This is a genomic window from Yersinia vastinensis, assembly GCF_044905075.1.
GTDB lineage: Bacteria > Pseudomonadota > Gammaproteobacteria > Enterobacterales > Enterobacteriaceae > Yersinia > Yersinia vastinensis.
The window spans coordinates 763,478-778,310 of the sequence record NZ_CP173260.1 but is presented as its reverse complement, the minus strand read 5'-3'; the positions used below and the strand labels follow the sequence as shown (position 1 = coordinate 778,310).

Genomic DNA, 14,833 nt, shown 5'->3' with positions numbered 1-14,833 from the left:
GTTAGAAAATTTCATCTTAGAAATATTCCTATTTATTTTTAATCCTATTCGATGAAAAGAGGTAGAGATTGTTTTTTTGTGGCGATGGAGTTGATGAGCAAGTGACAAAAAATTAAACTTAATACTATTAACACCGATATTTAATAGTGAAGTGTAATGACAATTACATAAATTCTATATAGGAGAATTAAATGGCTTCCTTATCATCATTAGGTATCGGTTCAGGAATGGATACTGCCACTATGCTTGAGCAGATCAAAGCCGGTGAGCAGACCCGTCTGAAACCCTACACCTTGATGCAAACCAGCTATAAAGCAAAAGTGTCGGCATGGGGGCAAATATCCAGTTCACTCTCTGCATTGCAGAGCAGCGTTAAAAAACTGACTTCTGAAGCTTTTAATACCTTAACGGTCAGCAGCAACAAAGCGTTCACCGCAACGGCAACTAGCGATGCCACTGCTGATAGTCATTCAGTAAGCATTTCGCAACTTGCCACAGCACATAAAATTAAGACCGAAGGTTTTGAGAGTGCAGATGAGCTACAAGGTGATAAAAATGGTGGCATACGTACGATTACCATCAGCACTGGCGATGGTAAGAGCACCACTGTTGAGCTGAAAGATGACGAAACCTCACTCAACCAAATCGCTAAAGCAGTTAACAAGTCAGATGGCAATGTTGCGGCGTCTGTACAGCGTACCGATGATGGCTATCAACTGGTCTTCACCTCAAAAAGCACGGGCAGCGAAGGCAAGATGACCGTCAGTGTTCAGGGCGACGATGCCCTCAGTGACGTACTGGATTCGAGTAAGGGCATGCAGGAAGTGACCGAAGCTCAAGATGCGAAACTCAAAGTTGATGGCAGCGAATATACCCGCTCAACCAATAACATCTCCGATATTATTACCGGGGTGACGTTGGTACTGAAAGAAGTGTCGGAAAAAGACGACGCGGGAGAAAGTAAATCAGAGCAGATGACACTGACCAGAGACACATCAGCCATCAAATCCAGTGTTAAAGATTTCGTTGAAAAGTACAACGCGCTGCTCAAGATAACATCAGCCGCCAGTAAATACGTCCCCAATGAGACCTCAGGACTGTCAGATTCTGATGTCGCGACACAGAATGGGCAAAATGGCGCCCTGATGGGAGATAGCACCTTACGTGGCATGGTCAATGATATTCGTTCTTCAGTGAACAGTGTTTACGGTGACCCAGCGTCGGATTACAGCGCACTGGCTGATTTAGGTATCAAGATTGATGCCGCTACCGGCCAAATGACGCTCGATAGTACCAAGTTGGATGCCGCCATTGCCGATAACCCAGATAGCATCGCTGATATGTTCATGGGCCGGGGCGAAAATGATGGGCTAGCAACATCATTGAACAGCATCATTACCGAATATATCGGTGACACAGATAAAAAAACCGATGGGATCATTAAGACATCAACGGATGGCCTTGATTCACAGGTCAAACTGATGGATGCCCAGATTGAAAAAACACAAAAGTTAATTGACGCCCAGGTTGAACGATATCGGGTACAGTTTCAAAACCTCGACTCAACCATGTCAAAGCTAAACAGCATGAGTAACCAGCTCGCATCCATTTTAGCAACAATCTAAGTTTTTATTTATTCACTACTGGCCGGAGGTATTTACCTCCAGCCCATTCATGACGGAGTCGATATGTATTCAAATCCGGGAAGTAAAGCCTACGCCCGAATTGACTTAGAGAGCCAACTGGCAGGCGCATCACCTCATCAATTAATTTCAATGCTGCTGGATAGCGCATTAAATGCCGTATTAAGGGCAAAAATTCATTTTGAAAATGGGAATATCGCCAAGCGTGGTGAAATGATCTCTAAGGCTATCAATATTATTGATAATGGCTTGCGAACATCATTGGATCACGAAAAAGGTGAACATATCGCACAAGAACTTGAGAGTTTATATGACTATATGTCACGTACGCTTCTTCAAGCTAATTTACGCAACTCTCCTTCAGGACTGGCAAGCGTTAGTGAAATACTGACAAATCTTACCACGACATGGAAGGAAATCGAACCTAAGGAAAAGTAGACTTAAAATGGTTAATTCACTCTCAGTAGATTATGAAGATATTTATAAACTAAATTTGAACCTACTCGATATGGTCAAACAAGGAAAATGGGAAGAGTTTATCGAATTGGCAGAGGTCTATATTAGCTCATTGCAAAATGTCATCGAAAAACGCCCTGTTGAGATGATACAAGAAGATAAAAAAAATCTACGTGTGATTATAACCAGCTTGATTGAGAATGAAGAGGAAATAACCAGGGTGCTTAAAAATCGCCTAGACGTATTGAGAAAAGATATGTCCTCTCTGCATCGTGGGAATAAATGCAGTAGAGCATATTCGTCACAATACACCTCAGCTTTCCATTAATGCTAGGACAGGCTATTTTAATCATGAAAATAGCCCTCAATCTCATCTGATGCGTTGGTGACACCAACGCTACCGATGCTTTTCACCGCACTCTCTCACGACAATATCTATTCTTTTATCCAAACCTGATCGACAGATGACTAACGATAAATAATCGTCAGTTGATTGCTTACTACATTAAGAGGCGGTAACAGCTGTCCCTGACTGTTGACGGAATAAATAAAATAAAAAGGCCCGCGAGAGGTCAGCTCACTATCAATTCTTTTTTGCCCAGATAATGAGTCCAATAAAATACATTTATGCTGACTACACAACTTTATCTGTAAACCCGGAGGTGGCGCTGAGAGTAACTCAATACGCCAGGAAATTTGCTGTAATTTCGCATTAGCAGGTAGCATCGGTGTCAGGGGGCGGCTGGCCAATATTTGCCCACCGACACTAATAACGCCCCCAGCGCTACTACCACTCCATGAACCACTGATGGCCGCGGCTACCAGCGGAAAGAGGGTCAAAGACAAAAATATTAATGCTGACAATTTCATTCTTTACCCCCAATGATATAAGACATTCGCACGGTACGGTTATTGCTGATTTCCTGATTAGACAGCACCGCCAGTTGCGGGAATGCTCGACGTAGGAAGCGTGATAGCATGAATCGGAGAGGTTGATTCACCAGCACCACCAATGGTGCGCCAATAGCGCTTTGTTGCAAGATAGCCTTCTCGGTTTGCTGCATGATGTTCTGTGCTATACCGGGTTCGATAGCGCTGCCACTTTGTGTGGCCTGAATCAGTAGCCGTTCAAGATTAAGATCCAAGCCGATCACTTGAATTTCATCATCACCCGGGAACCATTGCTGAGTAATCGCCCGCCCCAATCGGATGCGTACTTGTGTCGTTAATTCATCAGGATCACTTTGGATACCGGCATATTCGGCAAGCGTATCGATGATGGTTCTAATGTCACGAATGGAGATGCTTTCCGCCAGCAAGTTTTGCAACACTTTATGGAAGGTGGTGAGCGAGATAGTGCCCGGAATAAGATCTTCGACTAATTTCGGCATGTCTTTTGTCAGTCGCTCCAACAATTGCTGAGTTTCCTGACGACCAAACAGTTCATCGGTGTGCAGTGAGATCAAATGATTCAGGTGTGTGGCGATAACCGAGCTGGGATCAACCACGGTATAGCCTTGCGCCTGCGCCTGTTCGCGCAGCACTTCATCAATCCACACGGCCGGTAAGCCAAACGCCGGATCCTTGCAAGCCACTCCCGCCAGTTCGCCTTCGGCACAGCCGGGGTTAATCGCCATCCAGCGTTCTGGCTGCGTTTCTCCGCGACCAATTTCGACCCCTTTCAATAAGATACGATAATCCGTAGGGGCCATATCCAGATTGTCGCGGATATGGACAGGAGGAGGAAGAAACCCCATCTCCTGAGCAAATTTCTTACGGATACCACGGATACGGGTTAATAACTGGCCTTTTTGCTCGCTATCAACCATCGGTATCAGCCGATAACCCACTTCTAAACCCAGTACATCTTCATGTTGAACATCAGACCAAGAGGCTTCGGTAACCTGTGGCTCTGCTTTTGTTGCGGTTTTATCGTCCTTGTTCGCGGCACGCTTGGTTCCGGCAGGATTGGCTAACTGATGACCTCGAATCCACCATGCCAGTCCCAGTAACCCGGCGGTAAACACCAGGAAAACAAAGTTGGGCATGCCCGGGATAATACCGAATAGCCCGGTTACACCGGCTGCCAAGACCATTACCCGCGGATTATTAAACAGCTGGCTGACCATCTGCTCGCCCACGTCCTGATCAGTGGCAACCCGAGTCACAATGACCCCCGCAGCCGTGGAAATAACCAGCCCTGGAATCTGTGATACCAAACCATCACCAATGGTCAGCAAGGTATAAGTTGCCCCGGCCTCTGCAAACGACATGTCGTGCTGCATGATGCCAATCATCAAACCGCCGATGACGTTAATCGCCATAATCATTAAGCCGGCAATCGCGTCACCACGCACGAACTTACTGGCACCGTCCATTGAGCCATAGAAATCAGCTTCTTGGGTAACTTCACTACGGCGACGTTTGGCTTCTTCTTCGCCAATAATTCCGGCATTCAAATCAGCATCGATCGCCATCTGTTTACCCGGCATACCATCAAGCACAAAGCGGGCACCCACCTCAGCAATACGCCCTGCCCCTTTGGTTATCACCATAAAGTTGATAATGACCAAAATGATAAACACGACAATACCGATGGCAAAATTGCCGCCAACCAGAAAATGTCCAAAAGCATCAATGACCTGACCGGCAGCCCCATCACCAGTATGACCATTCATCAGAATAATACGTGTCGAGGCAATATTTAGTGCCAGACGTAATAAGGTGGAAAACAGTAGCACGGTAGGAAATGCCGAGAAATCCAACGTATTCTGCGTAAACATGGCGACCATTAATATCATTAGGGAAAGTACGATATTAAAAGTAAATAACAGATCCAGAACAAAAGCGGGCAACGGCAATATCATCATTGCCAGAATAGTCATGATTAATACCGGGCCTGCCAGTATTTGCCATTGCGATTGCTTAAAATCGGGTAACCGTAATTTGGTGGCTAAATTTGCCATCATTCTTGACTCTCTTGTGCAAAGTCCAGCGCGACAGGCACTGGAAGATTCTCTGGTTTTTTCGGCAGTACACCACTGCCTTTTCGCCAGCGTTTGACGCTATAGACCCAGGCCAGTACTTCTGCGACGGCACCGTATAACTCCGTTGGAATCTGCTCACCTATCTCACAATGGCGATACAGAGCACGTGCCAACGGCGGTGCTTCAAGCATAGGAATACCGTGCTTCAACCCTTCTTCTCTGATACGCAATGCAATATCTCCGGCACCTTTAGCCAGCATCGTCGGGGCCACCATGCCCCCCTCTTTGTAGCTAAGAGCGATGGAGTAATGTGTGGGGTTGTTAACTATCACATCAGCATGAGGAATATCGGACATCATGCGCTGACGTGCAGCAGAACGTTGGAGCTGTTTTATTCGCCCTTTTACGTGGGGATCGCCTTCTTGCTGCTTAAATTCATCACGTATTTCCTGGCGGCTCATGCGTAATTTTTTAAGATTACTCATGATCTGATAGAAAACGTCATAACCCACCAATGGAATGAGCGCTAAAATAACCGTCAACAAGCAGCCGGAAATAATGGCTCCGGTATCCTTTAATGCAATAGCGACCGGTTGATGAATCAGCTGAATCATCTTGGCTTTGTTACTCAAAATAAAAATGGCGCAGGCAGAACCCACCAACGTCACTTTTAATACGCTCTTCAATAACTCAGACACAACTTGTGTCGAAAACATGCGTTTGAATCCTGATAAAGGATTCAAACGCTTGAGATCCACCTTTAAAGACTTACCACTTAAATTCAATCCACCTAATAACATCGGCGATGAAATACCGGTAATAAATAAGCCAAGCAAAATGGGCAACACCGAGAAAATGGCGGCTTTAAAAATGCCATGGCTACGGATAAGCATCGTCTTGCTATCCAGTACCAATAACCGGTCAAACATTAGTCCGTTGTGCAGCAACCGAGCCAGCATGCCGATAACATGACTACCGCCCAGCAAAATAAGCAGCCATCCCACCAATAGCATTAACAGTGAGGTTAATTCCTTAGATCGCGGAATCTGCCCCTCCTCACGGGCTTTCGATAGCTTATGGGGGGTGGGTTCCTCTGTTTTTTCTACATCACTTTCTTCGGACATGACTTTTACTAAACATATTGCCGCACGGGCTAACTGACATCATAGGAGAAATTAAAACCCCAGCGTTTCGAGCAAATCATCAACCTGATCCTGTGTGGCAACAACTCCTGCACCGGATTGATTAATCTGAGGGCCATTTTTCAAATTGTCGTTCTTGTCATCAAGGGGTGATGCCGCCTCTGGCATATTCTCGACCAATACTTGAATCAGCTCATTCTCAACACTTTCAATTAGCTTCATCATGTTTTGAATCACCTGACCAGTGAGGTCCTGAAAGTCCTGAGCCATCATGATTTCCATTAATTGCTCATTGGTTTGACGAGTAATTTTCGGTGTTTCATGCAAAAAATTACGGGTATCAGTCACCAACTCTCGGGCCATCGGTAATTCAATCGGGTCCTCAAACCAGGCATCCCACCGCGCGGTCAGTGCCGTGGCTTTCTCACCTAATTCATCCTGAAGAGGGCGGGCAATCTCCACGCACGTCAATGCGCAATCCGCTGCCTGTGAGGTTTTCCCCACCACATAACTTAAGCGGTCACGTGCATCAGGAATAGCTTCCGCGACATCCATAATGGCGCGATCCAAACCGAAGTTAGCCATGCTATCCCGTAATAACCGGGTGAGATGACCAATGCGGGAGAAAATATCCTTAACGCTATCGTTCGATTGCTTGTTGGGTGTTGTATTCATGGCTCACCATCCAAGTTTTTCAAATATTTTGTTGAGCTTCTCTTCCAACGTGGCCGCAGTGAAAGGCTTAACAACATAACCATTCGCGCCAGCCTGCGCTGCCGCAATGATATTTTCCTTTTTCGCCTCAGCGGTGACCATCAACACCGGAATTTTGTTCAGATTTTCATCTTTGCGGATTTCAGAGAGCAATTGCAGGCCATCAAGGTTAGGCATATTCCAATCGCTAATCACAAAATCAAATTTAGATTCACGTAATTTATTTAATGCATCTTGGCCATCTTCCGCTTCATCAACATTCTTAAAACCAAGATCCTGAAGAAGATTTCGGACAATGCGGCGCATGGTGGCGAAGTCGTCGATGACCAAGAAACGCAAATTTTTATCTGCCATACTTTTATCCTATGAAAGTAAAATGCACCCAATGAAGGGTGCTTAATGATATGAAAAGGGAATGAATTAAATTCGACGTGCCTGCCCGACAACATTACTGAGTATGTGTTGGCTTATATCTTCAAGATCGACAACTTCACACGCCGCTCCAGCAGTAATCGCTTCACGGGGCATACCGAATACCACACAGCTTTTTTCACTTTGAGCCAAGGTATGCGCTCCCGCTTTGCGCATCTCTAATAAACCCTGTGCGCCATCACTGCCCATTCCGGTCAAAATGGCCCCTACTGCATTTTTCCCAGCAGACTTTGCAACCGACCGGAACAACACATCAACAGAGGGCCGATGGCGGTTAACCGGTGGTAACTTATTCAATTTGATATGGTAATTCGCGCCACTGCGGATGAGTTCCATATGCAGATCCCCCGGCGCAATGTAGGCATGTCCCGGTAAAACGCGATCGCCATCTTCACCTTCTTTCACCGCAATTTGGCACAACGTGTTCAGGCGCGCGGCAAAAGAGCGGGTAAACCCGGGTGGCATATGCTGGGCGATAACAATACCTGGGCAGGTCAAAGGCATAGGGATTAATACTTGCCGTAACGCTTCGGTACCACCAGTGGATGAGCCGATAGCAATGATTTTTTCACTCCCCACCAATGGAATAGAGAGGGTTTTAGGGGCATGGGCTTGTCGGTCACTGCGCTTAACTTGCACTTTTGACGCCATACGGATTTTTTCTGCAATAATTTCAACGTATTGCATCATTCCGTCTTTAAGCCCCATTTGAGGCTTAGTGACAAAATCCACAGCGCCTATTTCCAAAGCACTCAGTGTTATTTCGGATCCCTTGCCCGTTAACGATGAGACCATAATGACCGGCATAGGACGCAGACGCATTAAACGTTCCAGAAAATCCAGACCATCCATGCGCGGCATTTCTACGTCCAGAGTCAATACGTCGGGGTTAAATCGTTTAATTAAATCTCGGGCAATGATTGGATCTGGCGCGGTGGCGACCATTTCCATATCAGGTTGCTGATTAACAATATCACTCATGATGCTGCGTATCAGCGCCGAATCGTCAACACAAAGTACTCTTATCTTATTCATAATTTCTCTTGAGCTAGGTAATACACTGACTGACCACGCAGACGGAAAGGCCCATTCATATTGTTAAAATGCTCAGAATGGCCAGCAAATAAAAGCCCTCCCGGCTTTAGCATTTTGGCAAAACGTAACATCAGCTTTTCTTGCGTCTTTTGATCAAAATAGATCATGACATTGCGACAAAAAATAGCGTCAAATGGCGCAGGCACATCCCAATTCAAATCCAGCAGATTCAGTTGCTGATACTGAATGCTCGAGAGCAGTTCTGGCCTGACTTTCACCAGATTTTCCTGTGCTCCGGTGCCGCGCAGAAAATAGTTCTTTTTTTGCTCAGGAGACAAGTTTCCCAGATCAGATAACCGATAAACGCCATTATTTGCTTTCTGCAAAACCTCAGTATCGATATCGGTGGCCAACACTCGCGGCCCCCCCATACTGCGCCCCAATGTCTCATCCAGTGTCATGGCAATAGAGCAAGCCTCTTCCCCGGTAGAGGCAGCGGTACACCACACGGTATAATTCGCAGCTCTGGCCTGGGCATGTTTCGCCAAAAGAGGGAAGTGATACGATTCCCTAAAAAATGATGTTAGGTTGGTCGTCAACGCATTAATAAAGGGTTGCCATTCATCACTGTGTTGGTCTGACTCCAGCATTTTTACGTAATGAGTGAAACTCGTCAGTCTTAAATCACGTAATCGTCGTGAAAGGCGGTTATAAACCATGTCACGTTTTTGGCTGGTTAGCACAATTCCTGCACGGTGATAAATCAGTGCACTGATTTTTTGTAAAACTTGCTCTGAAAGTTCTTCTTGAATACGAAAATTTTTATTGCTCAATTTTTAACTTCGCTAATATTTCTGATTGAAAATACCCTTGCGATAGATAACATTGATAAACTTTGCCATATTTAAACCTGTAGTATTCATTTACTGACGATATAAGATGTTGTTTCCTAAACGTCAGAGCCAGAGATATTCAATAAATTAATAGCCAAAATCATCAATCAATCGTATTGTCATCTTGTTGAGTAAAACGAGTGTTAAGTTAAAAGTTATACCGACATATTCATGACTTCCTGATACGCACTGACTAATTTATTGCGTACCTGAACACCAAGATTTAACGCTAGAGATGACTTTTGCAAAGAAACCATAACATCATTAAGACCAATATCAGTCGCGCCACTCATATAATCTTGCGACTGAGTCTTAGCTTGGGATTGCATTGCATTAATGCTATTAACACTGTTAAATAATATGTCGGAAAACTGTAATGGTTTCTCGACACTTTGACGGTCTGAAATTAAAGGTGATTTTTGAAACGTAGACGCTTGTTGCGCCTGAAAATTAATTTGCTCCAAAACACCACTTATCGATTGAATAGACATTATTATTTCCTTTAAAACGGCGCAATGAAACTCTTCCGTTTTTCCTATTCGCATTTAGTAATGACAGCCTAACATAAGCCTCTACACATAAAATAACTCAATAAGCTGACAGAAGTTTCCGCTTATTGGTACTTAAAAAAAACATAATTAGCAGATAATACGCAGCTGGAATTCTGTCTGTGTATTTACCGCTTCGTTTCCTATCCCCGTAACCGGAGTGCTGATTCGCAATAATACGCCTACTACATTGCGTCATTTATTTTTTTACAGGACTACGGCATGAATGCCACAACAAACGGTATAAAAAACAATAATACAGCTAATTTAATGGCAGCATTAGAACGTATTCGTGCTAGTCCAAAAATTATTCTCCTCATTTGTGCTTCAGCGGCAATAACGTTACTTATTGCACTATTACTTTGGGCGAGAACACCTGATTACCGAGTTTTATACAGCAATATATCTGATCAGGATGGTGGGGCTATCGTTGCGCAATTGGCGCAAATGAATGTGCCTTATCGTTTTGACGATCGCGGTGGTGCCATTATGGTTCCTGCCGACAAAGTCTATGAAGCTCGTCTTAAGTTAGCGCAACTCGGATTACCCAAGGGAGGCTCAGTCGGCTTTGAATTACTGGATCAGGATAAATTCGGTATCAGCCAATTTAGTGAACAGGTTAATTTCCAACGCGCGCTGGAAGGCGAACTATCACGCACCATTGAAACCCTTGGCCCAGTAAACTCTGCTCGGGTACATTTGGCTATCCCCAAACCCTCGATGTTTGTCCGTGAGCAAAAACCCGCGTCAGCATCAATTACCGTTAATCTAAGTCATGGGCGCTCGCTCGATAGTGGACAGGTCAGCGCCATCACCTACCTTATCGCCAGTTCCGTACCCGGCTTAAATGCAGATAGTGTCACGATTGTCGATCAGAATGGGCATCTATTAACCCAACGGGGCGGTCAGGCGATTCAAACGTCGCAACTTAAATTTGCAAGCGAAGTAGAAGCCGATTTTCAACAGCGCATTCAATCGATTTTAGCCCCGATTGTTGGGCGCAATAATGTCAAATCACAGGTCACTGCGCAGCTTGATTTCACCACGCACGAACAAACGGCTGAACAATTCCAGCCCAATACTGCTACCGACAGAATGGCTATCCGCAGTCGTCAATCCAGTGATTCTGAACAAGGCGGCAAAAATACGGTAGGGGGTGTACCGGGAGCACTCAGCAATCAGCCTCCGGTTCCTGCAACTGCCCCTATCACTCAACCGCCTGCGACAGCACCGGCCAACCAAGCCACTACACCAACGGCTCAAGGGGCAACAACTACGGCTGCGGCACCTATTCCGTTCAATAATCGCCGGGATAACACCACCAACTACGAACTCGACCGCACCCTGACCCATATTAAGCGCAGCACCGGTAGCATTGAACGGCTCTCCGTCGCCGTCGTCGTTAACTATCTGCCTGCTGAAGACGGTAAACCGGCGGCACTCCCGAAAGCGCAAATTGAGCAAATTACCGCGTTAGTGAAAGAAGCCGTCGGATTTTCTGCTACGCGTGGTGACACCGTCAATATCGTCAATTCACCGTTTAGCCATGTCGAAGAAGATGAGGCTGCGCCTGCGTTCTGGAAACAAGCGGCCTTTATCAATCTGTTGATGAGTGCAGGCCGCTACTTGTTAGTGGCGATAGTGGCATGGTTCCTTTGGCGCAAGGCAATCAAACCGGCCTGGATGCGCAATCAGGAACTGCTATTGGCACGCCTGGAATTGGAGAAAGAAGCCCGTCAGGCGGAGCTGGATGCACATAAACGTAAAGCAGAAAGCGGCGCAAGAGCCAAAGCGGAACAGCGCGTTGAAGCTGAACTTAATACGCGAAATCTGCGAGAAATGGCAGAGCAAGAACCACGGGTTATTGCTCTGGTCATTCGCCAGTGGATGAATAAGGACCTGAAGTCATAATGAATGCCTCTGAGAAAAGTGCGATTGTCATGCTGACACTCGGTGATGGGCTGGCGGCAGAGGTGTTCAAACACCTCAATACCCACGAGGTCAAACAAATTAGTAGCGCCATGGTCAACATGGGCGGTTTTACCCATGAACAACTGAGCACCGTCCTGAAAGAGTTCCAGCGCGATTCCAGTGACTTTGCTGCACTCAGCGTAAATACCAATGACTATTTGCGTAGTGTCCTGGTTAAAGCTCTGGGTGAAGAGCGTGCGTCAAGTTTGCTCGAGGATTTGCTCGATACACAACAAGGCACCAATGGTATTGAGACATTGAACTTTATGGAGCCTCAAGCCGCGTTCGATTTGATCCGCGATGAACATCCGCAAATTATCGCCACCATTTTGGTACATCTAAAACGTGGGCAAGCCGCTGATGTATTGAGTAAATTTGACGATCGCGCCCGTAACGACATCATGCTACGTATCGCCACGTTTGGTGGCGTTCAACCTGCTGCACTACAAGAACTGACTGAAGTCCTTAGCAACTTACTGCATGGCCAGAACCTAAAACGCAGCAAAATGGGTGGTGTACGCCCTGCGGCAGAAATTCTCAACTTGATGAAAAATCAGCAAGAAGAAGCGGCAATTGAAGCGGTACGCGAGTTCGATCAAGAACTGGCACAGAAAATTATTGATGAAATGTTCCTGTTTGAAAATCTGGTTGAGATTGAAGATCGTAGCATTCAGCGCATTCTGCAAGATATTGATAACGAATCACTTATCATTGCACTTAAAGGGGCTGATGCACCGCTGCGCGATAAATTCTTCCGCAATATGTCCCGACGTCAGGCCGATATTATGATGGAAGATCTCAGCTCCCGTGGCCCGGTACGTATGTCTCAGGTCGAAGCCGAACAGAAAAGTATTCTGCTGATTGTCCGGCGTTTGGCGGAGTCCGGTGAAGTGATCATTGGAGGAAGCGACGATGCCTATGTCTGATCACGAACCCAAGCTCGAATGGCAGAGTTGGCAGCCTCAGAATTTACTGGATGAATATGAGCAGCCAGAAGATGAAGTGATCCATGTGCCAGGCGATTATCAGTCCGATGAATTACTTCAGGCCGAACTATCCAGAATCCGTGCGCAGGCAGAAAAAAAAGGATTTGCACAAGGGCAGCTCAAGGGCGCGGAGGAAGGAAAGAAGCAGGGTTATGAGGATGGATTTAGTCAGGGGAAAAAAGAAGGTTTTGAGCAAGGATTGACGGAGGCCAGTGCTCAACAGCGCGAGACCGGTGAACGTTTCTCTCACCTGCTTGAAGAATTTAATGTTGCGCTAGACAGCCTTGATAGTGTTATTCCGTCTCGTTTAGTGCAGCTATCGCTCACCGCGGCACGCGCTATCTTGGGCAAAAACATTGTTTGTGATAATGAAGTTCTGCTGGAAAAAATTCAGCAATTATTACAGCAAGAAACGTTATTCAAGGGAAAGGCACAGTTATGGGTCAATCCTGCGGATATCGACATCGTTGAGCAAAATGTCGGTAAATCACTTGAATCAATGGGATGGGAGCTGCGCGAAGATGCGCACATTCTGCCGGGCGGGTGCCGGATAACCTCTGCCGAGGGTGAGTTCGATGCCACCATGAATACGCGCTGGCAAGCATTATGCGAACTGAGTCGTGAGGATTACCCCACATGACGATGCGCCTAAAGAACTGGCTGGAAGTCATTGATAGAAAAGAAAAACAAATTAGCTCACTCCCGCCTTTTCAACAGTATGGAAAGTTAACCCGAGCGACTGGTTTGGTCATGGAAGCCGTTGGCCTGAAATTGCCTATCGGTACGTTATGTATCGTGGAGCGTAACACTGGCCAAGGTACGGATAAGGTCGAGAGTGAAGTTGTTGGCTTTAATGGCGAAATTCTCTATCTCATGCCGTTGGAAAATGTCGATGGCATTTTACCTGGCGCACGTGTTTACGCGCTGGAAAGTGCCGCAGGGATTACCAAAGGTAAGCAACTCCCTCTCGGTCCGGAACTGTTAGGCCGCGTACTTGATGCGAGTGCGCGCCCTCTTGATGGACTACCACCGCCGGGTTGCACGAAATATGCCCCTTTATTTACTCAACCGGTTAATCCCTTATTACGTGACCCCATAAAGCATGTACTGGATGTCGGGGTCAGGGCGATTAATGGCCTGTTAACTGTTGGTCGAGGCCAACGTATGGGGCTATTTGCCGGTTCCGGGGTCGGTAAAAGTGTCCTCCTTGGCATGATGGCTCGCTATACCAAAGCCGATGTCATTGTTGTGGGGTTAATTGGTGAGCGTGGTCGAGAAGTCAAAGACTTTATCGAGAATATTCTTGGAGAAGAAGGACGTAGCCGCTCAGTGGTGATAGCTGCGCCTGCCGATGTGTCCCCCATCTTGCGCATGCAGGGGGCGGTGTACGCCACCCGTATTGCTGAGGATTTCCGTGATCGGGGCATGGATGTGCTGCTGATTATGGACTCCCTGACCCGTTATGCCATGGCGCAACGTGAAATTGCCTTGGCCATTGGTGAACCACCGGCAACGAAAGGCTATCCCCCTTCCGTGTTTGCAAAATTACCTGCACTAGTAGAACGGGCGGGCAATGGCGTTAAGGAAGGCGGGTCGATTACGGCCTTTTATACCGTCCTCACTGAAGGCGACGACCAACAAGACCCTATTGCCGACTCTGCCCGCGCTATTCTCGATGGGCATATCGTTTTATCACGGCGATTGGCAGAGTCCGGTCATTATCCGGCTATCGATATTGAAGCATCCATCAGCCGGGCAATGACCGAACTGATTGAGCAGCAACATTATAGAAAAGTACAAAATTTCAAACAGTTGCTTTCTTCTTATCAACGCAATCGTGACCTCATCAGTGTAGGGGCCTATGCCGCAGGTAGTGACCCACTGCTGGATAACGCTATCCGCCTCTATCCTGAAATGGAGGCTTATTTGCAGCAAGCGATTCATGAAAGCAGCAGTTATGAAGAAGCCAGCACCAGGCTATCTGAAATATTTTCTGACCCAGCAAAACCTCATAAGAGTAATTAAT

The 14,833-nt window shown here is 46.4% G+C and carries 15 protein-coding genes; 7 read left to right on the top strand and 8 right to left on the bottom strand.

The features are described from left to right. Positions 1 to 191: 191 nt before the first annotated feature. The 3 genes from fliD (at position 192) to fliT (ending at position 2,427) form a co-directional block, all read left to right on the top strand. Positions 192 to 1,625 (top strand): flagellar filament capping protein FliD, encoded by a 1,434-nt coding sequence (fliD, locus tag ACIOG0_RS03485; protein ID WP_050097926.1) that lies wholly within the window; start codon positions 192 to 194, stop codon positions 1,623 to 1,625. A gap of 63 nt (positions 1,626 to 1,688) precedes the next feature. Next, entirely contained in the window at positions 1,689 to 2,081 is a 393-nt protein-coding gene (gene fliS / locus ACIOG0_RS03480) for a flagellar export chaperone FliS (protein ID WP_050097925.1), read from the top strand. A 7-nt stretch (positions 2,082 to 2,088) separates the two neighbouring features. After that, positions 2,089 to 2,427 (top strand): flagellar protein FliT, encoded by a 339-nt coding sequence (fliT, locus tag ACIOG0_RS03475; RefSeq protein ID WP_230678367.1) that lies wholly within the window; start codon positions 2,089 to 2,091, stop codon positions 2,425 to 2,427. Between the two features lie 140 nt (positions 2,428 to 2,567). Here fliT and ACIOG0_RS03470 read toward each other — a convergent pair whose 3' ends face one another. From ACIOG0_RS03470 to fliE, 8 genes are all read right to left on the bottom strand, one after another. Beyond that, complete coding sequence (locus ACIOG0_RS03470; protein WP_050097924.1) at positions 2,568 to 2,969, bottom strand: flagellar protein FlhE; 402 nt, start codon at positions 2,967 to 2,969, stop codon at positions 2,568 to 2,570. Continuing rightward, a complete protein-coding gene (gene flhA, locus ACIOG0_RS03465) occupies positions 2,966 to 5,065 on the bottom strand; it encodes a flagellar biosynthesis protein FlhA (RefSeq protein WP_050098156.1) in 2,100 nt (699 codons plus the stop codon). Before flhA ends, ACIOG0_RS03470 begins: the two co-directional genes overlap by 4 nt. Continuing rightward, entirely contained in the window at positions 5,065 to 6,210 is a 1,146-nt protein-coding gene (flhB, locus tag ACIOG0_RS03460; RefSeq protein ID WP_050097923.1) for a flagellar biosynthesis protein FlhB, read from the bottom strand. Before flhB ends, flhA begins: the two co-directional genes overlap by 1 nt. 51 nt (positions 6,211 to 6,261) lie before the next feature. Beyond that, positions 6,262 to 6,903 (bottom strand): protein phosphatase CheZ, encoded by a 642-nt coding sequence (gene cheZ / locus ACIOG0_RS03455; RefSeq protein ID WP_050097922.1) that lies wholly within the window; start codon positions 6,901 to 6,903, stop codon positions 6,262 to 6,264. Between the two features lie 3 nt (positions 6,904 to 6,906). Beyond that, the gene (gene cheY / locus ACIOG0_RS03450) at positions 6,907 to 7,296 is read right to left on the bottom strand and encodes a chemotaxis response regulator CheY (protein WP_050097921.1); all 390 of its coding nucleotides are present in this window, start codon (positions 7,294 to 7,296) and stop codon (positions 6,907 to 6,909) included. 66 nt (positions 7,297 to 7,362) lie between these two features. Further along, the gene (locus tag ACIOG0_RS03445) at positions 7,363 to 8,409 is read right to left on the bottom strand and encodes a chemotaxis response regulator protein-glutamate methylesterase (RefSeq protein WP_050097920.1); all 1,047 of its coding nucleotides are present in this window, start codon (positions 8,407 to 8,409) and stop codon (positions 7,363 to 7,365) included. After that, positions 8,406 to 9,242, bottom strand: coding sequence for a CheR family methyltransferase (locus tag ACIOG0_RS03440; protein WP_050097919.1), 837 nt, complete (start codon positions 9,240 to 9,242; stop codon positions 8,406 to 8,408). Before ACIOG0_RS03440 ends, ACIOG0_RS03445 begins: the two co-directional genes overlap by 4 nt. A gap of 215 nt (positions 9,243 to 9,457) precedes the next feature. Continuing rightward, positions 9,458 to 9,793: a flagellar hook-basal body complex protein FliE gene (gene fliE, locus ACIOG0_RS03435; RefSeq protein WP_050097918.1), complete on the bottom strand. Its 336-nt coding sequence runs from the start codon at positions 9,791 to 9,793 to the stop codon at positions 9,458 to 9,460. Between the two features lie 279 nt (positions 9,794 to 10,072). Here fliE and fliF point away from each other — a divergent pair, with 279 nt between their 5' ends. From fliF to fliI, 4 genes are read left to right on the top strand one after another with little or no spacing between them, the layout of a single operon-like run. Then, positions 10,073 to 11,761, top strand: coding sequence for a flagellar basal-body MS-ring/collar protein FliF (gene fliF, locus ACIOG0_RS03430; RefSeq protein WP_050097917.1), 1,689 nt, complete (start codon positions 10,073 to 10,075; stop codon positions 11,759 to 11,761). Beyond that, complete coding sequence (gene fliG / locus ACIOG0_RS03425; protein ID WP_050097916.1) at positions 11,761 to 12,747, top strand: flagellar motor switch protein FliG; 987 nt, start codon at positions 11,761 to 11,763, stop codon at positions 12,745 to 12,747. The genes fliF and fliG overlap by 1 nt, the downstream gene beginning before the upstream one ends. Next, a complete protein-coding gene (locus ACIOG0_RS03420; RefSeq protein WP_072086519.1) occupies positions 12,734 to 13,447 on the top strand; it encodes a flagellar assembly protein FliH in 714 nt (237 codons plus the stop codon). The genes fliG and ACIOG0_RS03420 overlap by 14 nt, the downstream gene beginning before the upstream one ends. Further along, positions 13,444 to 14,832 carry a flagellar protein export ATPase FliI gene (gene fliI / locus ACIOG0_RS03415; protein ID WP_050097915.1) on the top strand — a complete coding sequence of 463 codons (1,389 nt, stop codon included), beginning with the start codon at positions 13,444 to 13,446 and terminating at the stop codon, positions 14,830 to 14,832. Before ACIOG0_RS03420 ends, fliI begins: the two co-directional genes overlap by 4 nt. Position 14,833 lies beyond the last annotated feature (1 nt).

What these genes read in the sequence shown, in the direction of transcription:
- fliD (WP_050097926.1), top strand. Translation starts at nt 192, where the DNA reads ATGGCTTCCTTATCATCATTAGGTATCGGTTCAGGAATGGATACTGCC.
- fliS (WP_050097925.1), top strand. Translation starts at nt 1,689, where the DNA reads ATGTATTCAAATCCGGGAAGTAAAGCCTACGCCCGAATTGACTTAGAG.
- fliT (WP_230678367.1), top strand. Translation starts at nt 2,089, where the DNA reads ATGGTTAATTCACTCTCAGTAGATTATGAAGATATTTATAAACTAAAT.
- ACIOG0_RS03470 (WP_050097924.1), bottom strand. Translation starts at nt 2,969, where the DNA reads ATGAAATTGTCAGCATTAATATTTTTGTCTTTGACCCTCTTTCCGCTG.
- flhA (WP_050098156.1), bottom strand. Translation starts at nt 5,065, where the DNA reads ATGGCAAATTTAGCCACCAAATTACGGTTACCCGATTTTAAGCAATCG.
- flhB (WP_050097923.1), bottom strand. Translation starts at nt 6,210, where the DNA reads ATGTCCGAAGAAAGTGATGTAGAAAAAACAGAGGAACCCACCCCCCAT.
- cheZ (WP_050097922.1), bottom strand. Translation starts at nt 6,903, where the DNA reads ATGAATACAACACCCAACAAGCAATCGAACGATAGCGTTAAGGATATT.
- cheY (WP_050097921.1), bottom strand. Translation starts at nt 7,296, where the DNA reads ATGGCAGATAAAAATTTGCGTTTCTTGGTCATCGACGACTTCGCCACC.
- ACIOG0_RS03445 (WP_050097920.1), bottom strand. Translation starts at nt 8,409, where the DNA reads ATGAATAAGATAAGAGTACTTTGTGTTGACGATTCGGCGCTGATACGC.
- fliE (WP_050097918.1), bottom strand. Translation starts at nt 9,793, where the DNA reads ATGTCTATTCAATCGATAAGTGGTGTTTTGGAGCAAATTAATTTTCAG.
- fliF (WP_050097917.1), top strand. Translation starts at nt 10,073, where the DNA reads ATGAATGCCACAACAAACGGTATAAAAAACAATAATACAGCTAATTTA.
- fliG (WP_050097916.1), top strand. Translation starts at nt 11,761, where the DNA reads ATGAATGCCTCTGAGAAAAGTGCGATTGTCATGCTGACACTCGGTGAT.
- ACIOG0_RS03420 (WP_072086519.1), top strand. Translation starts at nt 12,734, where the DNA reads ATGCCTATGTCTGATCACGAACCCAAGCTCGAATGGCAGAGTTGGCAG.
- fliI (WP_050097915.1), top strand. Translation starts at nt 13,444, where the DNA reads ATGACGATGCGCCTAAAGAACTGGCTGGAAGTCATTGATAGAAAAGAA.